The sequence below is a fragment of the Ruegeria sp. AL7 genome (assembly GCF_056536105.1).
Genome location: NZ_JBQFJF010000001.1, coordinates 315401 through 338526 on the forward strand (window position 1 = coordinate 315401; position 23126 = coordinate 338526).

The following is a 23126-nucleotide window of genomic DNA, read 5'->3' on the forward strand; positions in this document are numbered from 1 at the left end:
ATGTTTCCGACTTGAAGTTTTAGGCGGGGAAAACGAGCCGTGACTTGACTGATCGCGGGGGGTATTTGTGCACCCCTGAACACGTCCCTGCGCTGTCACGCAGGAGGTGTATTCTTGCACGGCTGTGAAGCTGCGGTTAGCTTCCTTTTCAAGGGGATGAATAACAAGGAAAGCGGAATGTCTCGACCCGTTGTTGGTATTATCGGCAACTCATACCTCATGAACGATCAATACCCGACCCATGCAGGGGGGACGATGAATTCGGACGCTGTGGCGAACGTATCGGGATGTTTGCCGCTGCTGATTCCCGCCGATCCCCGTTATGTGTCGGTTGAGGAGTTGCTGGAGGTTTGCGACGGCTTTCTTCTGACCGGCGGTCGCCCCAATGTGCATCCCGAAGAATATGGTGAACCTGCAACCGAGGCGCATGGAGAGTTTGACCGCGCGCGTGACGCGATCACCTTACCACTGGTTCGGGCCTGTGTGGAACGGGGTCAGCCGTTTCTGGGCATTTGCCGTGGATTTCAAGAGGTCAACGTGGCCATGGGTGGAACACTCTATCCGGAAATTCGCGATCTGCCGGGGCGGATGAACCACCGGATGCCGCCCGATGGTACACTTGAGGAAAAATTTGCGCTGCGCCACGTGGTGAAACTGACGGAAAACGGTGTGTTCCACGACTTGTTTGGTGCGCAGGAGGTCATGACAAACACGCTGCATGGGCAGGGGATCAAGTGCATCGGACAGCGTGTGGTGATCGATGGGCATGCGCCGGACGGAACGCCCGAGGCGATCTACATCAAGGACGCGCCCGGATTTACGCTGTCCGTGCAATGGCATCCCGAATGGGATGCGATCAACGACCCGGTTTCACGCCCCTTGTTCGAAGCCTTCGGCATGGCTGTGCGGGGATGGGCGGCGGGGATTGCCTGTCAGGCAGTTCAGAAATCAGCCTGACTTGGGCACCGGACCGTGCGGGCGCGCGACGGACCGGTGCAGGGGAAGGTGAATGGCAATCAGACCAGCAGGTTGAACTGATTGACCAGCGGCAGGCTGCGCGCGCGGTTTCCCGTCAAATCAAACAGGGCGTTGCCCAGTGCGGGCATCGAGGGGGGCGTGCCGGGCTCACCAGCGCCGCCCATATGGCGGTTGGTTTCCAGAACGCGCACCTCGACTTGTGGCGCGGAATGCATGCGAAGGGCGTCATAGTCGGGGAAATTGAACTGCTCGACTTCCCCGTCGGCAAAGGTAATCTCGCCGAAACACGCGGCTGACAGGCCATACATCATGCCGCCAAACATCTGCGCCTTGACGTTTTCCGGGTCCAGCGCCAGCCCCATGTCGCAGGCGATCCAGGCCTTGTGGATGCGGATGGCACCGTTTTCGTCGACCACTTCGATAACCTGAGCCACCGGAGTGCCGAAGCTGTAGGTGAAGGCCACGCCACGGCCTACACCGTCAGGTGTTTTTCCGGTCCAGTTGGACATTTCCCTGACCGCCTCCAGACATCCTGCAGATGGGGCATGTTCGGTTCTCATCAGTTCTAGCCGGAAGTCCAGCGGGTCGCGCCCTGCGGCATGGGCCAATTCGTCCATGAAGGTCTCGTGGAAAAAGCCGTTGTGGCTGTTGCCGACCGAACGCCAGAAGCCCACCGGGACAGCCAGATCAGCGACGTGGCCGCTCATCCGGTAGTTTGGCACGGCGTAAGGCTGGTTGAAGAACCCTTCGACCAGCACTTTGTCGGGTCCGCCTCCGGGGAAGCCGGTGTAACGCTCGACCGCCTGTTGCGTGCAGGACTGCGATGCAACCTTGCCGTCAATAAGAACGGCCTTGCCGTCCTGAACAGCGCCGCGCATCCGGGCGATGGCGCCGGGGCGGAAGTAGTCGTGACGCATGTCTTCTTCGCGGCTCCAGGTTGTCTGGACCGGTGTGCCAGGCATGGCCATGGCGACCTTGGTGGCGATTTCTCCGAAATCCAGTTCGCCCCGGCGGCCAAACCCTCCCCCCAGATAGGTGGTGTGAATCTGAACAGCCTCAGTGTCCAGATTTGCGGTATTCGCAGCGCGAAAACGGATCAGCGTCGGGGCCTGATTGCCGCACCACAGTTCCAGAGCGTTTCCGGTATAGAGCGCGGTGGCATTCATCGGCTCCATCGTGGCGTGCGCCAGATAGGGCACTTGGTATTCGGCAGTGACCTCGGTTGCGCCATCCGGCGTCACGCTGACATCGCCATCATCGCGCATGGTCGAGTTCGGCGCTTCGTCAAACGCCTCGGCAATCTTTGAGAAAATGCCATCGGTATCAGGTGGATATGGCGCATCGCCCCAGTCGATCTCAACAGCCTCAACCGCCTGATTGGCCAGCCATGTGTTGTTCGCGATCACGGCAACACCTGTGCCCAGATCAACAACCTTCTCGACCCCGGGCATGGATATTGCAGCACTGTCGTCAAAGCTGTTCATCGCGCCGCCAAGTTTGGGGTTCATGCGCACGGCAGCAAATTTCATACCGGGCAGGCGAACATCGATGCCAAACTCGGCAGTGCCTGTCACTTTGCCCACCATGTCCAGTCGCGGTTGTGTCCGTCCCAGATAACGCCATTCGGACGGGTCTCGCAAAGGTACCTCGACGGGTTCCAGTCCGGCCGCTTCCACTGCAAGATCGGTATAAGCGATCTTGTCACCGTTTGGCGTGATGACATGGCCTGAAGCTGTTTTCAGATCCGAGGGGTCGATACCCAACCGATCAGCGGCGGCGCGTTTCAGCGTTTCACGGGCCGAAGCACCGGCTTGCCGCATCCTCTCGAACCCGTCCTTCATCGAGGTGGAGCCGCCTGTGACTTGCAGGCTAAGGGCCTTGCCAAGAACCCCCAGAGCTTCACCTAAGTTGTGTTGGAAGTCCGAGATGTCGTAGCCCTTGTTTGGCAGTCCCTCGCCCATCATGGCTGAGTTGTAATAGGCGGCGGCTGCTGGACCGTGCAGAACGGTGATCTGATCCAGATCGACGTCCAGTTCTTCGGCGATCAGCGCGGCCCACGTGGTTTTCACGCCCTGTCCCATCTCGGCACGGGGCGCGAACAGGGTGATGCCATTCTGATCGATCAGCACGAAGGGGTTCAGGGCCGCTTCACCTTCTTTCGGTTTCAGCGGGTTGGGGGCAGGGCGGGTGACATAATACGCGCCAAAGGCGACGCCACCGACGATCGCGGCCGAGCCGATCAGGAACGTGCGGCGGATAATTTTGCCAACAGAAGCCATCTCTTACGCCTCCTTCAACTTCGATGCTGCGTCGTGGATCGCGGCCCGGATGCGGGGGTAGGTGCCACAGCGGCACAGGTTTCCCTGCATCGCCTCATCGATCTCTGCGTCCGTGGGCGCAGGGTTTTCCGCAAGCAGGGCAGCGGCCTGCATGATCTGGCCCGACTGGCAATAGCCACATTGCGCCACCTGATGATCAGCCCAGGATTGCTGGATAGTAGCCAGTGCTTCTGGCGTGCCAACGCCTTCGATTGTGGTCACGTCACCCCAGACATCCGACAGCGCCACTTGGCACGAACGTACCGCCTCGCCATTGATATGAACCGTACAGGCGCCGCAAGCGGCGACGCCACAGCCAAACTTGGTGCCGGTCAGGCCAACCTCATCCCTCAGAACCCAAAGCAGGGGGACATCATCCGGCAGGTCGATCTGATGAGGGGTTCCGTTAATCTTCAGGGCCGTCGCCATGGCGCACCTTTTGTAACTGTGGCAGGTTCTGACATAATGATTGCAAAGTGTCAGTCTGTCAATTGACAAATTAAACAAAAAATGTCAGAGATTTGCGCATGAAAGATACGAGTGACGAATCCCGGCAGAAAGCGATCCTAGCATCTGCTTTTCAGGCCTTTTCCGCATACGGGTTCCGCAAGACCTCGATGGATGACATTGCGCGCGGTGCGGGGATGTCACGGCCAGCGGTTTATCTGTATTACAGGAACAAGGAAGCGATCGTTCGCAAGCTGACCGAACGGCATTACGAGGAAAAGACCGCAGCGGTGGCCGAGGCGCTGAACGGTGAAGGCTCGGTTTCGGACATTGCCAGAAAGGCGATCCACGCCCAGACCGAGGGCATGGCTGCGATTTTGGCGTCGCCGCATGGGCTTGAGATGCTGGACACGACCAAATCCATGGCCATCGACATTGTCGAACGGGGCGAAGGGGAACTTGCCGCGCTTTATGCCGAATGGCTGAGGCGAGAGCAGGGTGCTGGCCGCGTTCGTCTGTTCGACACGCCTGAAGAAACGGCGAAAACACTTACGGTCACGCTGAAGGGGATCAAGCTGACTGCGTCAGACGCCGAGGAATTTGAAAGGCGCACCAACCAGTTGGCGGCCCTGATCGGGGCCGGGCTGGAAATCAGGTAACGCGCTGCCGGGTTTTGTACTCGGGCGTGTCCCAAAGCTTGTTCTGCATGACATCCGCCAGAATCCCGACTGCACGCTCGACATCGCTTTCATCGATATACAGCGGCGTGAAACCAAACCGCATTGTGTCAGGTGCGCGGAAATCTCCGACGACACCACGCGCGATCAGCGCTTGCATCGCGGCGTAGCCTTCCTTGAAGCGGAATGAAACCTGACTGCCACGCTGCTCGGGCGCGCGCGGACTGTCCAATTGCAAGTCTGGGCAGGTCGCCTCGACCTGACGAATGAAAAGCTCGGTCAATTCAATGGACTTGGCGCGCACATCCGCCATGTCGGCCATATCCCAGATGTCCATGGCCGCCGAAAGTGCGGTCATTTGGATGATCGGAGGTGTTCCCACGCGCATACGCTCAATCCCGCTTCCGGGGCGATAGTCCAGGTCAAAGGCAAAGGGCGCTTCGTGCCCCAGCCAACCAGACAGGGCCGGGCGCACACTATCTGCAAGTCGGGGCGCAACATAAATGAACGCGGGCGCACCGGGGCCGCCATTGAGGTATTTATAAGTACACCCGACTGCGAAATCTGCATTGCACCCTGCAAGGTCAACGGGGATGGCCCCTGCGGAATGCGCCAGATCCCAAACCGTCACGACACCGTTGGCGTGGGCCAGTTCCGTCAGTGCCTTCATGTCGTGCATCCGGCCCGTGCGGTAATCCACTTCGGTCAGCATCAGGACTGCGACCTCTTCGGTGATTGCATCTGCGACGTCCTGCGGGTCGACGACGCGCAGTTCGTATGGGCTCCCAAGGGATCGCAGCAGGCCATCGACCATGTACAGGTCTGACGGAAAGTTCCCATTGTCAGAAAGCACAACCTTGCGGGCCGGGTTCAGTTCAAGGGCAGAGGACACGGCCTGATAAACCTTGATCGACAGGGTATCGCCGGTCACGACGCTGCCTGGCTCGGCTCCGATCAGGCGGCCAATTCGATCTCCAAGCCCTGTGGGAAGGCCCATCCAACCGGCTTTGTTCCAGCCGGTGATCAGCATTTGCCCCCATTCCTCGGTCAGCATGTTCTGCACACGAGACGCAGCCGTTTTAGGCAGCGGGCCCAAAGAGTTGCCGTCCAGATAAATCACGCCCTCGGGCAGGTCGAACATGGCTTTGGTTGCTGCAAAATCGGTCATGAAGGCTCACTCACTTGTGTGGTCGTCTTTTGTTGCATTTGGGGTAGCCGATCCTGACATGTCTGTCTATCGATGCGACATACTGGTCTTTTGCTAATCTGGCCGAAAAACGGTAGGACGTCGGTCAGAAGCGACATATACCCGACACTGTCGTCGTTCATGAGGGCTTAGAATGCGCTGGATAGATGTACCGCCAGTTTGGTTGATCGCTTTTGCGGTGCTGGCATGGGCACAAGCCAGATACATGGCGCTGGGCCTGTCACTTGAGAGCGGCCTGACCGACCTTCTCAGTGGAGTTCTGATCGGCGGTGGCGTTCTGATGGCCGTTCTGGCCATTGTCGAGTTTCGCCGCCATAAAACAACTGTCATTCCCCATGAGACACCGACCGCGATGGTGCAAACGGGCATCTACAAACGCAGTCGAAACCCGATCTACGTCGGGGACGTACTGATTCTTGCGGGTTTGATTCTGCGGTTTGACGCCGTGTTGTCACTGGTTTTGGTTCCGGTCTTCGTCTGGGTGCTGGAGCGCCGGTTTATCCTGCCGGAAGAAGACCGCCTGCGCCGGCAGTTCCGCACGGATTTCGCACGCTATGAACGCAAGACGCGGCGTTGGATCTAAGGTGGCTGATTTTGTGATGTTACGTAAAAAATGCTGCGCTTGCGAAATAATGTTGCGCAGGATACATCTTTGCTTAACAAAGAATACCGACCACCCGCTCGGACAGAGTAAAAATTAGGGGGACTGCCAGTGAAGATAGGCACGCCAAAGGAAATACTGGACGGTGAGAACCGGGTTGCAATGACGCCCGACTCGGCCGTGCAATTGCAGAAACTGGGCTATGAGTGCCTGATCGAGAAAGGCGCGGGCGCGGCTGCCGGTTTTTCGGATGCCGCATACGAGGCCGTAGGCGTTGAGGTGGTCAAGACCGCAGCGTCGCTGTGGAAGACTGCGGATATCATTGCCAAGGTTCGTATCCCGACTGAGGCCGAACTGAAACGGTTGACCAAGGGCAAGACCCTGATTTCGTTCTTCAATCCTGCGGGCAACGAAGAAGGAATGGAGCTGGCCAAATCCAAGGGCGCCAACGTGATCGCCATGGAGATGGTGCCACGCATCTCGCGCGCGCAGAAGATGGACGCGCTGTCGTCGATGGCAAATATCGCAGGCTATCGCGCCGTGATCGAAGCAGGCAACAACTTTGGCCGTTTCTTCACCGGCCAGGTGACCGCCGCCGGTAAAGTTCCTCCTGCCAAGGTGCTGATCGTTGGGGCCGGTGTGGCCGGTCTGGCCGCAATCGGGACGTCCACGTCGCTGGGCGCGATCACCTACGCGTTCGACGTGCGCCCTGAAGTGGCCGAACAGGTCGAATCGATGGGGGCTGAGTTCGTCTATCTGGACTTCGAGGAAGAGCAGCAGGACGGCGCGGCCACAGGCGGGTATGCCTCGGTCCAGTCGGAAGAATTCCGCAACGCCCAGCTGGCCAAGTTCCGCGAACTTGCGCCCGAGATGGACATCGTTATCACCACCGCACTGATCCCCAACCGTCCGGCGCCCAAGCTGTGGCTAGAGGATATGGTCAAGGCGATGAAGCCGGGTTCGGTCATCATCGACCTTGCAGCCGAGCGTGGCGGTAACGTCGAAGGCACCGTGCCGGATGAGAAAGTTGTCACCAACAATGGCGTGACCATAATCGGTTATACCGACTTCCCCAGCCGGATGGCGGCGCAATCCTCGTCGCTTTATGCAACCAACATCCGTCACATGATGACCGATCTGACGCCCGAAAAGGACGGTCAGATCAATCACAACATGGAAGACGATGTGATCCGCGGCGCGACCGTGACGCATGAAGGTGAAATCACCTTCCCGCCACCGCCGCCCAAGATTCAGGCGATCGCCGCACAGAAAAAGCCCGAGGTCAAGGAACTGACCCCGGAAGAGAAAAAGGCGCAGGAGATTGCGGCCTTCAAGGCGCAGACCAGGCAGCAGTTTACATTGTTGGGTGTCGGCGGTGCGCTGATGCTGCTGGTGGGGCTGGTTGCCCCGGCCAGCTTCATGCAGCATTTCATCGTCTTCGTGCTGGCCATTTTCGTGGGCTTCCAGGTGATCTGGAATGTCTCGCACAGCCTGCATACGCCGCTGATGGCGATCACCAACGCGATCTCGTCGATCATCATCGTTGGGGCCTTGATGCAGATCGGATCGGGGTCGTTCCTGGTCATTCTGCTGGCGGCACTGTCTGTCTTCATGGCCGGGATCAACATCTTCGGCGGCTTCCTCGTAACCCGGCGCATGCTCGCCATGTTCCAGAAATCTTAAGGAGGCCGGGCACATGGAATTTGGCTTCACCACTGCCGCCTACGTTGTTGCGGCTGTTTTGTTCATCCTTTCCCTTGGCGGGTTGTCGAACCAGGAAAGCGCCAAGCGCGCGGTCTGGTACGGCATCGTCGGTATGGCGTTGGCGGTCTTTGCCACGCTGGTTGGCCCCGGGTCTGGCCTGTGGCTTTTGTCGATCCTGCTGATCATTGGCGGCGGTCTGATCGGTCAATACGTGGCGCAGCGCGTCCAGATGACCGAGATGCCGCAACTTGTGGCCGCGATGCATTCGCTGGTCGGTCTGGCCGCGGTGTTTGTGGGTTTCAATGCGCATTTTGAGATCGGCAACGTGGCGCAGGTCCTGGCGATTGCGGATACGGCAAAAGAGGCGGATCTGCATGATCTGGGCACCTTTGCCAAACTGATCGCCAAGAAGACACCGGCCGAGCTGGCAATCCTTCATGTAGAGCTGTTCCTGGGCATCTTTATCGGTGCGATCACCTTTACCGGTTCGGTCGTGGCCTATGGCAAGCTGGCGGGCAAAGTGACCTCGGCGGCGACAAAGCTGCCCGGTGGTCATGCGCTGAACGCAGCGGCTGCGGGTCTCTCGCTGATCTGCTTGATCTGGTATACCTCGTCCGGTGGGCTGCTGCCGCTGATCCTGATGACCCTGGCCGCGCTGTTCATTGGTTATCACCTGATCATGGGCATCGGTGGCGCGGACATGCCGGTGGTTGTGTCGATGCTGAACAGCTATTCGGGCTGGGCCGCGGCGGCTATTGGTTTCTCGCTGGGCAATGACTTGCTGATCGTGGTCGGTGCGCTGGTGGGCTCAAGCGGTGCAATCCTGTCCTACATCATGTGCAAGGCGATGAACCGTCACTTTGTCAGCGTGATTCTGGGCGGCTTTGGTGGCCCGCAGGGTGAACAGATGGCCGTTGAGGGCGAGCAGGTGGCCATCGAGGCGGATGGCGTTGCTGCAGCCCTGAACGATGCCGACAGCGTTATCATCATTCCCGGTTATGGTATGGCGGTGGCGCAGGCACAGCAATCGGTCAGTGAACTGGTCCGTAAGCTGCGCGCCAAGGGTAAAGAGGTGCGTTTTGCGATCCACCCGGTCGCGGGCCGTTTGCCGGGCCATATGAACGTGCTGCTGGCCGAGGCGAAGGTGCCCTATGATATCGTTCTGGAAATGGACGAGATCAATGACGACTTCCCGGATACGGATGTGGCCATCGTCATCGGCTCGAATGACATCGTGAACCCTGCGGCGCAGGAAGATCCCAACAGCCCGATTGCCGGTATGCCGGTTCTGGAATGCTGGAAGGCCAAGCAGGTCTTCGTGTCCAAACGCGGTCAGGGTACAGGGTATTCGGGTATCGAAAACCCGCTGTTCTTTAAGGAAAATACCCGCATGTTCTATGGCGACGCCAAAGCATCGCTGGACAAGCTGCTGCCGATGATCGATTGATCCACCGGTCTGATCCAATTGCAAAGGGCGCCTTTGGGCGCCCTTTTCTTTACTTGTACTATTGGGGGCTTTGCCCCCAAACCCCCAGGATATTTATGGCCAGATGAAGCGGGCGGGTTGTGGTATAATAGACATGCGTATTGTTGGAGCGAAGCATGGAGAAAGTGAACGGTATAGGGGGCGTATTTTTTCGGGCCAGTGATCCCGAGGCATTAAGCCGCTGGTACGAAGAACATCTGGGCGTAAACCACTATGATCCGGTGCCCTGGAAGCAACGCGAAGGGTATACGGTGTTTGCGCCGTTCGCGAAAGACACTGAGTATTTCGGAAACCCGGATCAGCAATGGATGATCAATTTTCGGGTCGACGATCTGGGCGCGATGATACAGCAGCTTGAAGCTGCCGGAATCGCTGTTGAGACCCGCCCCGATTGGGACAGTGAGATCGGAAAGTTCGCGCGGCTTCACGATCCGGAAGGTAATCCGATCGAGCTGTGGCAGCCAAATCAATGAGATAGTCGGTTTGTATACCTTTGTATTCGTGTAAGTATATGAAATAAAATAAGAATTGATGTATCCGAGTTGTGACGTATAGTGCGGACACCGCTATCGGAGCCTCTGAATGACGCCAATCGATGATCACCCGCTGCGCTATGCGCTGGCCAATGAACTTCATGCCCGCCCGTTTCCGGCCGCCGATACGCCGTGCACGGTCGCCTTTCTTGCGATCAAGAAGCCGGAAGCAGCCGTCGCTCGGGACCGCAGTCAGGATATCGCCCATCTGATTGATCTGCTTGACCGACATGGGGCGCAACATCCGCAGCCGGGGGCCACGCATTATGCCGGGCAGATCGGACGCCATTGGCTGAAATGGGAGCAGCACACAGAGTTTGTCACGTATACGGCGATTGTGCCGAACGTCAGCGGCCGCCCTTTCAACCCCGCCGATTTCGAGGTTTTTCCCCCGGATTGGCTGATGGCCAGCCCGGGCCAGAGGATCACTTCGTTGCTGATGCGGGTGGTACCGCGCCCGGAAGATGCGGCTGTAAAGGTCGCTCTGGCTGATTGGTTCGAACCTGAAAGTCTTGCCGTGTCTCGGGTGTTGGATGCTTCGGCAATTTGCGCTAGCGATTTCCGTATCGACCCGGCTGGTCACATGCGTTTTGCCCTGTTCGTGACCGAAGGCACGGGCACGCGCCGAACAGGGCGTATTATCCAGCGGCTGTGCGAGATCGAGACATACAAGGCGATGTCGATGCTTGGCTTTGCCCGCGTCAAACAATTGGCCCTCCGGATCGAGGAACTGGACGCCCAGCTGGCGAAGCTGATGGTTGAAATGACAGATGACACCACACCACCAGATGCGCTGTTGCCTCAATTGCTGGCCACATCGACCGAGCTCGAGACCATATCGGCCCGCAGTTCGTTCCGGTTTGGGGCAACCGGCGCTTACGAGGCGCTGGTGAATCAACGGATCGACGTCCTGCGCGAGGAAAGGTTCGAAGGTGGTCAAAGCTTTGCCGATTTCATGATGCGCCGTTATGATCCTGCGATCCGTACCGTGAAATCAACAGAACGCCGCCTGCAGGCGCTGTCTGACCGGGCCATCCGTGCGGGTGAGTTGTTGCGCACTAGGGTGGACGTCGAGCGGAGTGCACAAAATCAGGCCCTGCTGGAAAGCATGGATCGTCGGGCCGATCTTGCCTTGCGCTTGCAACACACGGTCGAGGGGCTTTCTGTGGTGGCCATCAGTTATTATGCGGTCTCACTGGTTGGCTATCTTCTGTATCCGTTGACGGCCACCGGTATAAGCAAGGGAACGCTGACGGCGGCGGCGACGATCCCGGTAGTGGCGGGCGTATGGTTCGCCGTTCGGCGCATCCGCAAACGCCTGGGGTAAGCTGCAATTGCCAATTTGCGCCCAACCTGTAGAACGGGTGGGGCGGGCAGACAGCACGAGGTTCTCTGTTGATTGGTGTTTTCTCGGCATGGCGGGCAGTTGCGGCCATGTTCATCCTGAACGGGGCCTTGTTTGGCATCTGGGCCTCGCGCATTCCGGCCGTGCGCGACCGGTTGGACTTGTCTCATGACGCGTTGGGGTACGGGTTGTTGTTCATGGCGGCCGGGGCCGTCTGTTCCTTTCCGGTCACAGGGCGGTTGACGGATCGGAATGGCGCTGTTGCGATTACCCGGATTGTGGCCGTTCTGTACACGCTGTCGCTGGTTCTGCTTGCTGTGGCTGGCGGGTTTTGGGCGCTGGCGTTTTGTTTGTTTGTTTTCGGCGCGTTCCACGGATCGATGGATGTGGCAATGAATGCCTGGGCCGCCGAAGTCGAGCAGGCTTATGACAAACCCGTAATGTCATCATTCCACGCCATGTGGAGCCTTGGGGCCGGTCTTGGCGCGCTCAGCGGATATGTGGCTGTTCAGATGGGGCTGACGGTTCTGGTGCACTTCCTAGTGGCGGGTGGCGCGGTTGTCGCCTTCGCGCTGGCCTTGTCGTGGGTGCGCTGGACGTCGAAACGGTCCGATCGGCCGCAAAGCTCGGTTTTTGCTTTGCCCTCGGGCGCGCTGATACTGGTCGGATTCGCCGCCATGTGTGGTGCATTGGGTGAAGGCGCCGTCGCGGACTGGAGCGCGATTTTCCTGCGAGACGTGTCCGGTGCGCCCGAAAGTGTTGCCGCATTGGGCTATGCCGTGTTTTCCGTGGCGATGGTTGCGTTTCGACTTGCAGGTGCTGTTGTCATCACTTGGTTTGGTCCTGCCGCCACGGCTCGGTTTGGCGGGATCTGCGCGGCACTGGGCGTTTTCGTTGTGGTTTCTTCGGTCGTGCCCTTGCCCGCATTGGCGGGGTTTGCGCTGATGGGTATAGGGTATGCGGTGATCATGCCGCTGGCGTTCAGCCGTGCAGCCAGCGATCCGCATGTGCCGCCGGGGCAAGCCATCGCGAGTGTAGCTACGCTGGGATATGGCGGGCTGTTGATTGGGCCGCCGCTGATCGGATTTTTGGCGGAACTGTTCGGCCTGCGTCTGGCGTTCGCCGTGCTGTTGCCATTGGCCGTTCTGATCGTGCTGTTGGCCGGCGCGCTGAAGCGCGCCGACTAACTTGTTTCAGCGTCCGCGAATGCGGGGATCCAGCGCGTCGCGCAGACCATCACCCAGATAGTTGACGCTCAGAACAGTCAGCGAGATTGCCAGACCGGGCCAGAATACACGCTCGGGGTATTGCTGAAGATAGTCGACACCATCAAACAACAGGCGGCCCCATGTCGGGAAGTCGGGCGGGAAGCCCAGCCCAAGGAAGGACAGCGCGCTTTCGGTGATGATCGCTGTGGCAATCCCCAGTGTTGCCGACACCATGATCGGCGAAAGAACGTTCGGCAGGATATGCCGCGTGATGATCTGGCTGTTGCTGGTGCCGATGGAGCGTGCGGCCAGAACGAATTCACGTTCCTTGATGGCCAGGACGTCACCGCGCACGATCCGTGCAGTCGGCATCCATGAGGTGATGCCGATGGCGCAGACGATCAGGATGAAGATCCCGCGCTCCAGCCCGAAAGCCGCTGACAGGGGCTCGCGGAACAGAAGCATCATGACCAGCAGCAAAGGCAGCAGGGGCAGGGCCAGAAACAGGTCGGTCAGGCGCATCAGCGGCCCATCGAGCCGCCTGAAGAATCCCGCCAGAACGCCGATGAACGAACCCAGAAACAGCGCCAGCAACATTGCGGTTATGCCAACCGAGACTGAGGTTTGACCACCCGACATCATGCGCGCAAGAATGTCGCGACCCAATTGGTCGGTGCCAAAGGGATGCGCCCAACTGGGCCCCTGATTGCGCGACCGGATATCGATCTGGGTCGGATCGATGCTCCACAGATACGGGCCCAAATAGACACCGGCAACGATGATGATAAACAGGATCGCCCCGACCATCGCGCCTTTGTGGGTCTTGAACTGATCCCATACATCGCGCCATTGGCTGCGGGGCGGGGTGGCCAGTTCTTCCATCACGTCGGCCGTTGGCAGCGCGGTGGATGCCGGGGCCAGACCTTCGTCGGGGATCAGCGTGTCTGATTTGTCGTGATCAGTCATAGCGAATCCTCGGGTCCAGAATGCCATACAGGACGTCGGCGATCAGGTTGAACAGCACGATCAGTACGGCGAAAATAAAGGTCAGGGTTTGCACCATCGGCAGATCATTGGCCTGAATCGCGCCGATCAGCAACTGCCCGATTCCGTTCACCTTGAACACCTGCTCGGTGATGATGGCGCCACCAAAGATGGACGGAATACCCAGCGCGATCACGGTGACCACCGGGATCATCGAGTTTCGCAGGACGTGAACCATGACCACGGTATATTCGCTGAGACCCTTGGCGCGGGCGGTGCGAACGTAATCCTGATTGAGGTTATCCAGCATGGACGCGCGCATGAACCGGCTGAGTTGTGCGGTGATCTGCAAGGCCAGAACCATGACCGGCATGATCATCTGTTTGAGCTGCACAACAAAGCTGTCCCAGCTGTTGACCACCAGCGTGGTGTCATAGATCGACGGGAACCAGCCCAGCTGGACTGAAAAGATCACGATTACCAGCACGCCCGAAAAGAAGGGTGGAACGGAAAAGCCGACCATCGACACGAAAGTACCCATCTGGTCGAACCAGGAATACTGACGGTAGGCCGAATAGATGCCGATGGGCAGCGCGATCAGGATGGCGACCACATAGGCGGTGCCGACAACCCACAGGGTCTGCGGGATACGCTGAACGACGATGTCCATAACGGGTGAGCGGGTCTGCCACGAAATCACACGCAGGTCGCCTTCGGAAAAGGTGGTGCCAAAGATCGAGTCGACAAGCACCTGCGGTTCAATCCAGAAGAACTGCACGATCCATTTCCAGAACCGGATATGCATCGGCTGACCAAGGCCAAGCGCCTCGCGCATCCGTTCGCGCACGTCCGCAGGTACGGTCAGCGGCTGGCTGGCCATCGGATCGCCGGGCGCAAGTTCCAGAAGCAGGAAAATAATGAGGCTGATGAACAGCAGCGTGGGTACGGCCAGCACCAGTCGTCGAATGGTGAAGTTGAGCATTCAAAGGTGCCTTTGCAGATGCGTCATTTTGTTGGAGCGCTCGTGTAATGCCGCGCCCCGATGAGGATCGGGGCGCGGTTTCGCACTTGTGAAGTTTAGGAACCGGTTTTGCGATACCAGTCCGCGACGTTCCACATTTCGCTGTCCCAGACATTCAGGACAACGCCGCCCAAGGTATTGGAATGGGCAGAGATACGACCGCGATGAACCAGCGGAATCATTGCGCCGCCTTCAACCGCCAAATCGTTCATTTTGCGGCCCAGTTCCGCGCGCTTGTCGAAATTGGCGGTCTTGGCAAGCTGGGCGTGCATCGCATCATACTCTTCGCTGCACCAGCGCGAGATATTCTGTCCCTGCCATTGCGAATCCGGGCGCGGCGCATCCGAGCACAGCAAGTTGGCCAGATACACCTGCGGGTCGGTGCCCGAGAAGGTATTGGCGTACATCTCAACATCGGCATAGAACTTCTGGAAGGTATCGGGCGAGCCCGGATCACCGCCAAAGAAGACCGATGCGTTGATGTTGCGCAGCTCGGATTCGATGCCGATCTGGCTCCACCATTCCTTGATCAGCGCCTGGAAATCCTGACGGACGGCGTTGGTCGAGGTCTGATAGACGATTTTCAGCGGAACGCCGTCTTTTTCGCGGATGCCGTCGCCGTTGGTATCAACGATCCCCGCATCATCCAGCAGCTTTTTCGCGCCTTCGATATCCTGCTTGTCACAGGTCATCGAGGTCGAGTTGAACGCAGCTGGGGCCGGAACCCAGTTACAGGTCACCTTGCCCGCCTGACCATAGCCGACCTCGACCAGCAGCGGACGGTCGATGGCCAGCGACATCGCTTTGTAAACCGCCGGATCGGTCAGGAACGGGTGCGGATGCTGGGCCGTTGACCGCTCGCCTTCCGGCAGATCGGGCGACGGGTTGGTCTGGTTCAGCATGATACGCTCGACCAGCGGACCAAAGCCCGCGACCGGGGTGCCTTTGCCGCCTTCCTGCATCTGCGCGATCACTTCGGGCGCAAGTTGCAGGTTCCAGGCATAGTCGAACTCGCCTGTTTCCATCACCGCGCGGCCAGCCGCCGTTGCATCGCCGCCACCTTTGAAGGTCACACTGGCAAATGCGGGCTTGGCAGGATCGCGATAGTTTTCATTCGCCGCCAACGTAATCACGTCGTTTGGCCGGAACTCGGTTACCGTGAACGGGCCGGTGCCGATCGGGTTAAAGTTGGCGTCCGTGCATTCCGGAGCCCGCGCGCCCAGGCATTCTGCAAACTGGGCGGCCTGAAGGATCGGGCTTTCACCGCCGACAAACGGGCCATAGGGGTTGGGGGTTGGGCTTTCGAAGTTTACCACAACCGTCAGATCGTCGGGTGTTTCCACACTGGAGACACCTTCAAATTTCACAAGCTGGGCGCAACCGCCTTCGGGATGCGTGCAGTATTCATGTGTGAACTTGACATCGGCGCTGGTGAACGGGCTGCCGTCTGACCAGACAAGGCCGGATGTAATTTTCCATGTGATCGAGGTCAGATCCTCGGACACGCCGCCGTTTTCAACGGTCGGAACTTCGTCGATCAGCCAGGGCACAAGTTCGCCATCTTCGTTATATCGCGCAAGGGGTTCGATAACCAACGCGGAGGCATCGATATCCTTGGTGCCGCTGGACAGGTAGGGATTCATGATCGACGGGGCCTGCCAGTAAATGATGCTGACATTGCCGTCCGATCCGCGCTCGGCAAAGGCCATCGGGGCCATCGCCGTGCTTGCAATCGCACCAAGCAAAAGGGTTTTGATTTTCATAAGTTACTCCCAAGTTGGACACGTTCGTGTCTCGATTATCTCCGCAAGGCCTGCGGGTTTGGCGTTGCCGCCCCAAGGTAAGGTTCTGATCAACAAAGATAATAGCGCTAACGATTTCGGTCTGCGCCGCCTCCCCAGGTCGGTTACATGGCGTATCGAAACAGAACCTGAGAAAAATGCAAGTAGTGCCGTCGCGAAAATGTGTAATGGGTTTGACTTTTCCCGGCGGCCCGCCTTAGCGTTCGGAATTCAGAAAAAGAATACCGTCGTCAAGGGAGCGCGCGCGTGCTGGATCAGCCTATTGCACAGATTAAAAAACTGCGGGTGGAGTTTCAGACGAAGGATGGCCCCGTTGTCGGTGTTGAGGATGTCTCGTTCGAGATCAAACCGGGTGAAACCGTTTGTATCGTTGGCGAATCGGGCTCGGGGAAATCGGTGTCGTCGCTGTCGCTGATGCGGCTGGTCGAGTTCGGAGGTGGCGAAATCGCGGGTGGTGAACTTCTGTTTGACCGCCGCGACGGGAGCGAGATGGACCTGTCCAAAGCCGATCCGGATCTGATGAAACAGATTCGCGGCAACGAGATCGGGATGATTTTTCAGGAGCCGATGACGGCGCTTAATCCGGTTTTTACCGTTGGCCGCCAGTTGACCGAAGGTCTGCGCATCCACAAGCAGATGTCAAAGGCACAGGCCGAGGACCGGGCGCTTGAGTTGCTGCGCCAGGTTCGCATCCCCGAGCCCGAGCGTCGTCTGAAACAATACCCGCACGAGCTGTCGGGCGGGATGCGCCAGCGTGTCGTCATCGCGATGGCCATGGCCTGCGAACCCCGCCTGCTGATCGCCGATGAACCAACCACAGCGCTGGACGTGACCATTCAGGCCGAGATCCTGGCCCTGATGGATCGCCTCAAGCGCGAAACCGGAACTGCGGTGATGTTCATCACCCACGACATGGCCGTGGTTGCCCAGATGGCTGACCGTGTTGTTGTCATGTATCGCGGCAACAAGGTCGAAGAGGGGACCGTCAAGGAAATCTTTGAAAACCCGCAGCATGATTACACCAAGGCCCTTTTGGCCGCAGTACCGAAGCTGGGTGAAATGCAGGGCAAGTCGGCACCCGAACCGATGAAGCTGCTGGGTGTCGAGGGGCAGAAAATTGCGCCCATCCACGGAACCGAAGAGGTTTTGTTGACCGTAAAGAACCTGACCACGCGGTTCCCGGTCAAAGGTGGTCTTCTGCGGCGCACGATCTCGAACGTTCATGCGGTCGAGGATGTGTCATTCACACTGAACAAAGGTCAGACACTCAGCCTTGTGGGCGAATCCGGGTGCGGAAAGTCCTCGGCCGGGCGTTCGATCCTGCGGCTGGTCGAGCCGATGGCGGGCGAGGTCAATCTGGACGGTGTCGATATCATGAAGCTGGACCCGTCCGGCCTGCGCAAGGCGCGGCTGGACATGCAGATGATCTTTCAGGACCCGTTCGCCTCGCTGAACCCACAGATGCAGCTGGTCGATCAGGTTGCCGAGCCGATGCGCAACTATGGCGTGGCGTCGGGATCCGAATTGCAGGACCGCGTCGCGCAATTGTTCGACAAGGTGCAGCTGCCGCGCAGCTTCATGCGTCGTTTCCCGCATGAAATGTCCGGGGGACAGCGTCAGCGGATCGCGATTGCCCGCGCACTGGCCCTGAACCCCAAGCTGATCATCGCGGATGAGGCGGTCTCGGCCCTCGACGTGTCGGTTCAGGCGCAGGTTCTGAACCTGATGATGGAGCTGCAGTCCGATCTGGGGCTGTCCTATCTGTTCATCAGTCATGACATGGCCGTGGTTGAACGTGTCAGCCACTATGTCGGCGTTATGTATCTGGGCCGCATTGTGGAACTGGGCCCGCGTGCACGTGTGTTTGAAAACCCGCAACACCCCTATACGCAGGCATTGATGAAGGCAGTTCCAATTGCTGATCCGAACAAGCGAAAGACTGAAAAAGACCTGAACTTCAAACCGATCCCGTCACCGATCCATCCTGTCGATTACAAACCGGAACCCTCGCAATATCAAGAGGTTGAACCGGGTCACTTTATCCTGACCACAGACAGTGGGTACTGACACGATGGCCAAGCGCCTGACGCCGCTTGAGATCATGACCAAGCTGATCTCATTCCCAACCGTGAGTCGTGACACCAACCTGCCGTTGGTCGGCTGGGTGGAAGAATACCTGCAAAGCCATGGGATCACGTCGCACCGCTGGCCTGATCCGGATCAGCCGCATAAGGCGGCGATCTTTGCGCATGTTGGCCCTTTGGAAGAAGGCGCAGTTGTACTGTCCGGGCACACGGATGTCGTACCGGTTGACGGGCAACCCTGGGACACCGACCCCTTCACCGTGACCGAGGAGGACGGCAAATATTTCGGGCGCGGCACCTGTGACATGAAGGGATTTGATGCGCTTGCCATCTGGGCGCTGGTCGAGGCGCATTACGCACGTGTGAAACGACCGCTCCAACTTGCGCTGAGTTTTGATGAGGAAGTCGGGTGTACCGGGGCGCCGCCGATGATCGAGGCGATGCAGGGCGTTCTTCCCAAAGGCTCGGCGGTGGTTGTGGGCGAACCATCGATGATGCAGGCGGTGACGGGTCACAAGGGTGGGTTCGGCTTTGACACCCATATGGTCGGGTTCGAAGTTCACAGCTCGATCATGCACACAGGCGTCAACGCCATCATGGCGGCGGCCCCGTTGATCGACTGGGCCAACCAACAGAACGCGCGAAACATGGCGGCGCAACCCAGTACCGTTGCTGCCGTGTTCGATCCACCCTGGACAACCTGCCACGTCGGTATGATTGAAGGCGGAACAGCCCATAACATTACCGCCAAAGACTGCCGGTTCATGATGGATTTCCGGACTGTGCCCGATGAAACGCAGGCCCAATGGCGCGATGCCTATTTCGAACAGGTTCGGCACATTGAGGCTCAGATGCAGGCCGTTCACCCGGATACCCGCATCGAACTGACTGAAAACTTCGCGATTCCGGGGTTGATCCCGGAAGAGGATGGTGAAGCCGAAGCTCTGGTACGCGCCCTGACCGGAGACAACGCAAGCCATGTGGTCAGTTACGGGACCGAGGCAGGCCAATTTCAGGAGGCCGGGTATTCTGCCGTGATATGCGGACCCGGAGACATAGCACAGGCCCATCAGCCGAATGAGTTCATTACGATTGAACAATTCGAAGCCGGTCATAAATTCATGCAGCGATTGGTTGAAAAACTATGCGTCTAGCCCGGTGTAATACGGTGCCAGCGGTTGAGAGAAAGGTCTTGAGATGCCCGTGAAAAACAGACTTGCGGAAATGCATGGCGAGATCACCGAATGGCGTCGCCACCTGCACGCCCATCCGGAGTTGATGTATGACGTCCATGAAACTGCGGCGTTTGTCGCTGCCCGTCTGAAAGAATTCGGAGTGGACGAGATCACTCCGGGCGTTGGCAAAACGGGCGTTGTCGGGGTGATCAAAGGGCGCACGGATACGCAGGGGCGCGTCATCGGCCTGCGTGCAGACATGGACGCGCTTCCGATTGAAGAGGCGACAGGGCTGGACTATGCCTCGACCGTGTCGGGCAAGATGCACGCCTGTGGACATGACGGGCATACTTCGATGCTGCTTGGGGCCGCGCAGTACCTTTCCGAAACGCGCAATTTCGATGGCACCGTAGTTCTGATCTTTCAGCCTGCCGAGGAAGGCGGGGCCGGCGGTCTGGCCATGTGTCAGGACGGGTTGATGGACCGCTGGGGCATTCACGAGGTCTATGGCATGCACAATATGCCCGGTCTTCCGGTGGGAGAGTTCGCAATTCGCCCTGGCGCGTTGCTGGCCTCGTCCGATGAGTTTGAAATCACCGTCACTGGCAAGGGCGGACACGCCGCTGCACCGCATGAGGCGGTGGATACAACGCTGGTGGCCTCGCACATCGTTGTTGCCTTGCAATCGGTTGTGTCCCGGACCGTTGACCCGATCAAGCGAGTTGTCCTCACCGTTGGGACGTTTGTGACGGACAGCGTAGCGTCAAACGTGATAGCTCATACGGTTCGTTTGCAGGGAACCGTGCGGACACTTGACCCCGAATATCGCACAATCGCCGAAGAACGCGTGCGCCGGATCGCCGAGGATACGGCCTCGGCCTTTGGCGCGAAGGCGGAGGTTATCTGGACACCGGGATACCCGGTGACAGTGAATTCCGAGGCTGAGACGGGCTATGCGGCCGAGGCGGCAGCAGCGGTTGCGGGCAAGGTCAATGACAGCACGGACCCGATCATGCCGTCCGAAGATTTTGCCTATATGCTTGAAGAACGCCCCGGCGCGTACATCTTTATCGGGAACGGGGATACGGCCATGTGCCACCACCCGCAATACAACTTTGACGACGACGCGATCCCCGCCGGTTGCAGCTGGTTTGCCGAGCTTGTGGAACGACGATTGCCTGTCGCATGAAACAGGGAGAATGACATGCCGATCAAGAACCGTCTCGCAGAGATGCATGATGAGATCACCGGTTGGCGGCGTGACATTCACCAACACCCGGAAATTCTGTACGACACCCACCGCACCAGTGCGCTGGTTGCGGAAAAGCTGAACGAGTTTGGTTGCGACGAGGTCGTGACCGGCATCGGTCGCACCGGAGTCGTCGGGGTCATTCGCGGCAAAAGCGACACGCGGGGCCGTGTGATTGGCTTGCGCGCCGATATGGATGCCCTGCCGATGCAGGAACAGACCGGGTTGGACTATGCCTCAGAAATACCGAATGCGATGCATGCCTGCGGTCATGACGGGCATACTGCGATGGTTTTGGGGGCCGCCAAGTATCTGGCGGAAACCCGCAACTTTGATGGCACGGCAATTGTGATCTTTCAGCCTGCCGAAGAGGGTGGGAATGGCGCCGAGGCCATGTGCAAGGACGGTCTGATGGATCGGTTCGGCATTCAGGAAATCTATGCGATGCACAATGTGCCGGGTGTTCCCACCGGGCAGTTTGCCATTCGCTCAGGCCCGTTGCTGGCAGCGGCGGACGAGTTTGACATCCAACTTGAAGGGCGCGGCGGCCACGCGGCAAAACCTCATCAGACGATTGATACAACGGTGATGCTGTCGCAGCTGATCGTGGCGTTGCAGACGATCGTGTCGCGCAACGCGGATCCGATTTTGCAGGCCGTGCTGTCTGTGACCTCGGTCGAGACATCTTCGAAAGCGTTCAACGTGATCCCGCAATCGGCGCGGATACGCGGCACCGTTCGGACCCATTCCAACGAGTTGCGCGACCTGATCGAACAACGGCTGAAGGAAGTCTCGGAAGGGACCGCTGCAACATTTGGCGGGTCCGTGAACCTCACCTATACGCGCGGTGTTCCGGTGACGATCAATGCCGAAGCCCAGACGGGATATGCAGCAGAGGCTGCGGTGTCGGTTGGGGGCAGTTGCATTGAAGCGCCGATGGTGATGGGGGGCGAGGATTTCTCGTTCATGCTGGAAGAGAGGCCCGGGGCATTCATCGTTTTGGGGAACGGTGACAGTGCCGGGCTGCATCACCCCGAATACAATTTCAATGACGAGATCATCCCCATTGGGTGCTCGTGGTTTGCGGAAATGGTCGAGCGCCGGATGCCGGCGGCTTGACCTGAATCAGGAGAGAGAAAAGACATGCCAGTTAAGAATCGCTTTGCCGAATTGCAGAATGAAATCACAGAATGGCGAAGGGATTTGCACGAGAATCCAGAGATCCTGTTTGAGACCCACCGCACCAGCGCGAAGGTGGCCGAGAAGCTGAAGGAGTTCGGATGCGATGAGGTTGTGACCGGTATCGGACGTACCGGCGTTGTGGGGGTGATCAAAGGCAAGTCGGACAGCAAGGGAAAGGTGATCGGCCTGCGCGCAGATATGGATGCGTTGCCGATACATGAGGCAACGGGGCTGGACTATGCCTCGAAAACGCCGGGTGCGATGCATGCCTGTGGCCATGACGGGCACACCGCGATGCTGCTGGGGGCGGCAAAGTACCTGTCGGAAACCCGCAACTTTGACGGCACCGTTGTCGTGATCTTCCAACCTGCTGAGGAAGGGGGCGGCGGGGGCCGCGAAATGTGCGAAGACGGCATGATGGACCGCTGGAACATTCAGGAAGTCTACGGCATGCATAACTGGCCGGGACAGCCTGTCGGCAAGTTCGCAATCCGACCGGGGTCGTTCTTTGCGGCAACCGATCAGTTCGACATCACCTTTGAGGGTCGCGGCGGACATGCGGCCAAACCGCATGAGACCGTGGATACCACAGTTCTGGCAGCGCAGGCTGTCCTTACGTTGCAAACGATTTCTTCGCGCAATGCCGACCCGATTGATCAGGTTGTGGTGTCAGTGACATCGTTCGAGACGTCATCCAAGGCATTCAATGTGATCCCTCAGACCGTGCAGATCAAAGGCACGGTGCGCACCATGAGCAAGGGCATGCGGGATCTGGCTGAAAAGCGGATCAACGAGATTTGCAACGGTGTTGCGGCCACGTTTGGCGGCACCGCTGACGTGACCTATATTCGTGGATATCCGGTGATGGTGAACAGCGACGAGCAAACAGAGTTTGCGGCGGATGTGGCCCGGTCGGTGTCCGGTGATTGCGACGAGGCACCTTTGGTCATGGGGGGCGAAGATTTTGCCTTCATGCTGGAGGAACGCCCAGGCGCTTATATTCTTGTGGGCAACGGGGACACCGCAATGGTTCATCACCCGGAATACAATTTCAACGACGAAGCCATTCCGGCCGGATGCAGCTGGTGGGCGGAGATTGTTGAACAGCGGATGCCAGCCGCCTGA

19 protein-coding genes are annotated in these 23126 nt (G+C 58.6%); 13 read left to right on the forward strand and 6 right to left on the reverse strand.

All coding sequences use genetic code 11. From position 1 onward, the window contains the following. The first annotated feature begins 177 nt into the window (after nucleotides 1–177). The gene (locus ACR3E2_RS01595; RefSeq protein WP_480476009.1) at nucleotides 178–957 is read left to right on the forward strand and encodes a gamma-glutamyl-gamma-aminobutyrate hydrolase family protein; all 780 of its coding nucleotides are present in this window, start codon (nucleotides 178–180) and stop codon (nucleotides 955–957) included. A 59-nt stretch (nucleotides 958–1016) separates the two neighbouring features. On the opposite strand, the gene ACR3E2_RS01600 is transcribed toward ACR3E2_RS01595, so the two are convergent. Together ACR3E2_RS01600 and ACR3E2_RS01605 are read right to left on the reverse strand one after the other, a co-directional pair. Further along, nucleotides 1017–3257, reverse strand: coding sequence for a xanthine dehydrogenase family protein molybdopterin-binding subunit (locus tag ACR3E2_RS01600; RefSeq protein WP_480481815.1), 2241 nt, complete (start codon nucleotides 3255–3257; stop codon nucleotides 1017–1019). Nucleotides 3258–3260: 3 nt separating this feature from the next. After that, the gene (locus ACR3E2_RS01605) at nucleotides 3261–3725 is read right to left on the reverse strand and encodes a (2Fe-2S)-binding protein (RefSeq protein WP_480481813.1); all 465 of its coding nucleotides are present in this window, start codon (nucleotides 3723–3725) and stop codon (nucleotides 3261–3263) included. A 98-nt stretch (nucleotides 3726–3823) separates the two neighbouring features. Between ACR3E2_RS01605 and ACR3E2_RS01610 the strand changes: the two genes are divergently transcribed. Next, nucleotides 3824–4402, forward strand: coding sequence for a TetR/AcrR family transcriptional regulator (locus ACR3E2_RS01610; protein ID WP_480481812.1), 579 nt, complete (start codon nucleotides 3824–3826; stop codon nucleotides 4400–4402). Here ACR3E2_RS01610 and kynU read toward each other — a convergent pair. Continuing rightward, nucleotides 4395–5588 carry a kynureninase gene (kynU, locus tag ACR3E2_RS01615; RefSeq protein WP_480481811.1) on the reverse strand — a complete coding sequence of 398 codons (1194 nt, stop codon included), beginning with the start codon at nucleotides 5586–5588 and terminating at the stop codon, nucleotides 4395–4397. The two genes, ACR3E2_RS01610 and kynU, sit on opposite strands and share 8 nt — an antisense overlap. A gap of 172 nt (nucleotides 5589–5760) precedes the next feature. Between kynU and ACR3E2_RS01620 the strand changes: the two genes are divergently transcribed. The 6 genes from ACR3E2_RS01620 (at nucleotide 5761) to ACR3E2_RS01645 (ending at nucleotide 12483) form a co-directional block, all read left to right on the forward strand. Then, on the forward strand, nucleotides 5761–6210 hold the full coding sequence (locus ACR3E2_RS01620; RefSeq protein ID WP_267364290.1) for a methyltransferase family protein: 450 nt from the start codon (nucleotides 5761–5763) through the stop codon (nucleotides 6208–6210). Nucleotides 6211–6339: 129 nt separating this feature from the next. Continuing rightward, complete coding sequence (locus ACR3E2_RS01625) at nucleotides 6340–7911, forward strand: Re/Si-specific NAD(P)(+) transhydrogenase subunit alpha (RefSeq protein WP_480481810.1); 1572 nt, start codon at nucleotides 6340–6342, stop codon at nucleotides 7909–7911. 13 nt (nucleotides 7912–7924) lie between these two features. Then, nucleotides 7925–9379: an NAD(P)(+) transhydrogenase (Re/Si-specific) subunit beta gene (locus ACR3E2_RS01630; protein WP_209504484.1), complete on the forward strand. Its 1455-nt coding sequence runs from the start codon at nucleotides 7925–7927 to the stop codon at nucleotides 9377–9379. Between the two features lie 155 nt (nucleotides 9380–9534). Then, entirely contained in the window at nucleotides 9535–9891 is a 357-nt protein-coding gene (locus tag ACR3E2_RS01635) for a VOC family protein (protein WP_209504483.1), read from the forward strand. A gap of 109 nt (nucleotides 9892–10000) precedes the next feature. After that, entirely contained in the window at nucleotides 10001–11278 is a 1278-nt protein-coding gene (locus tag ACR3E2_RS01640; protein WP_480481809.1) for a DUF3422 family protein, read from the forward strand. A 68-nt stretch (nucleotides 11279–11346) separates the two neighbouring features. Beyond that, nucleotides 11347–12483 (forward strand): MFS transporter, encoded by a 1137-nt coding sequence (locus ACR3E2_RS01645; RefSeq protein WP_480481808.1) that lies wholly within the window; start codon nucleotides 11347–11349, stop codon nucleotides 12481–12483. Between the two features lie 6 nt (nucleotides 12484–12489). Here the strand turns inward: ACR3E2_RS01645 and ACR3E2_RS01650 are convergent, their stop codons facing one another. The 3 genes from ACR3E2_RS01650 to ACR3E2_RS01660 form a co-directional block, all read right to left on the reverse strand. Then, nucleotides 12490–13470 (reverse strand): ABC transporter permease, encoded by a 981-nt coding sequence (locus tag ACR3E2_RS01650; RefSeq protein WP_209504481.1) that lies wholly within the window; start codon nucleotides 13468–13470, stop codon nucleotides 12490–12492. Next, nucleotides 13463–14470, reverse strand: coding sequence for an ABC transporter permease (locus ACR3E2_RS01655; RefSeq protein ID WP_480481807.1), 1008 nt, complete (start codon nucleotides 14468–14470; stop codon nucleotides 13463–13465). Before ACR3E2_RS01655 ends, ACR3E2_RS01650 begins: the two co-directional genes overlap by 8 nt. Before the next feature lie 95 nt (nucleotides 14471–14565). Beyond that, entirely contained in the window at nucleotides 14566–16272 is a 1707-nt protein-coding gene (locus tag ACR3E2_RS01660) for a peptide ABC transporter substrate-binding protein (protein WP_480481806.1), read from the reverse strand. A 285-nt stretch (nucleotides 16273–16557) separates the two neighbouring features. Between ACR3E2_RS01660 and ACR3E2_RS01665 the strand changes: the two genes are divergently transcribed. The 5 genes from ACR3E2_RS01665 to ACR3E2_RS01685 are packed head-to-tail and all read left to right on the forward strand — an operon-like array spanning nucleotide 16558 to nucleotide 23126. Beyond that, nucleotides 16558–18378, forward strand: a complete 1821-nt coding sequence (locus tag ACR3E2_RS01665; protein WP_480481805.1) for an ABC transporter ATP-binding protein — start codon at nucleotides 16558–16560, stop codon at nucleotides 18376–18378. Between the two features lie 4 nt (nucleotides 18379–18382). Continuing rightward, entirely contained in the window at nucleotides 18383–19549 is a 1167-nt protein-coding gene (argE, locus tag ACR3E2_RS01670) for an acetylornithine deacetylase (protein ID WP_480481804.1), read from the forward strand. A gap of 43 nt (nucleotides 19550–19592) precedes the next feature. After that, nucleotides 19593–20759: a M20 aminoacylase family protein gene (locus ACR3E2_RS01675; protein ID WP_267362903.1), complete on the forward strand. Its 1167-nt coding sequence runs from the start codon at nucleotides 19593–19595 to the stop codon at nucleotides 20757–20759. 15 nt (nucleotides 20760–20774) lie between these two features. Continuing rightward, nucleotides 20775–21938 (forward strand): M20 aminoacylase family protein, encoded by a 1164-nt coding sequence (locus ACR3E2_RS01680; RefSeq protein ID WP_480481803.1) that lies wholly within the window; start codon nucleotides 20775–20777, stop codon nucleotides 21936–21938. A 24-nt stretch (nucleotides 21939–21962) separates the two neighbouring features. Continuing rightward, complete coding sequence (locus ACR3E2_RS01685; RefSeq protein WP_267362899.1) at nucleotides 21963–23126, forward strand: M20 aminoacylase family protein; 1164 nt, start codon at nucleotides 21963–21965, stop codon at nucleotides 23124–23126.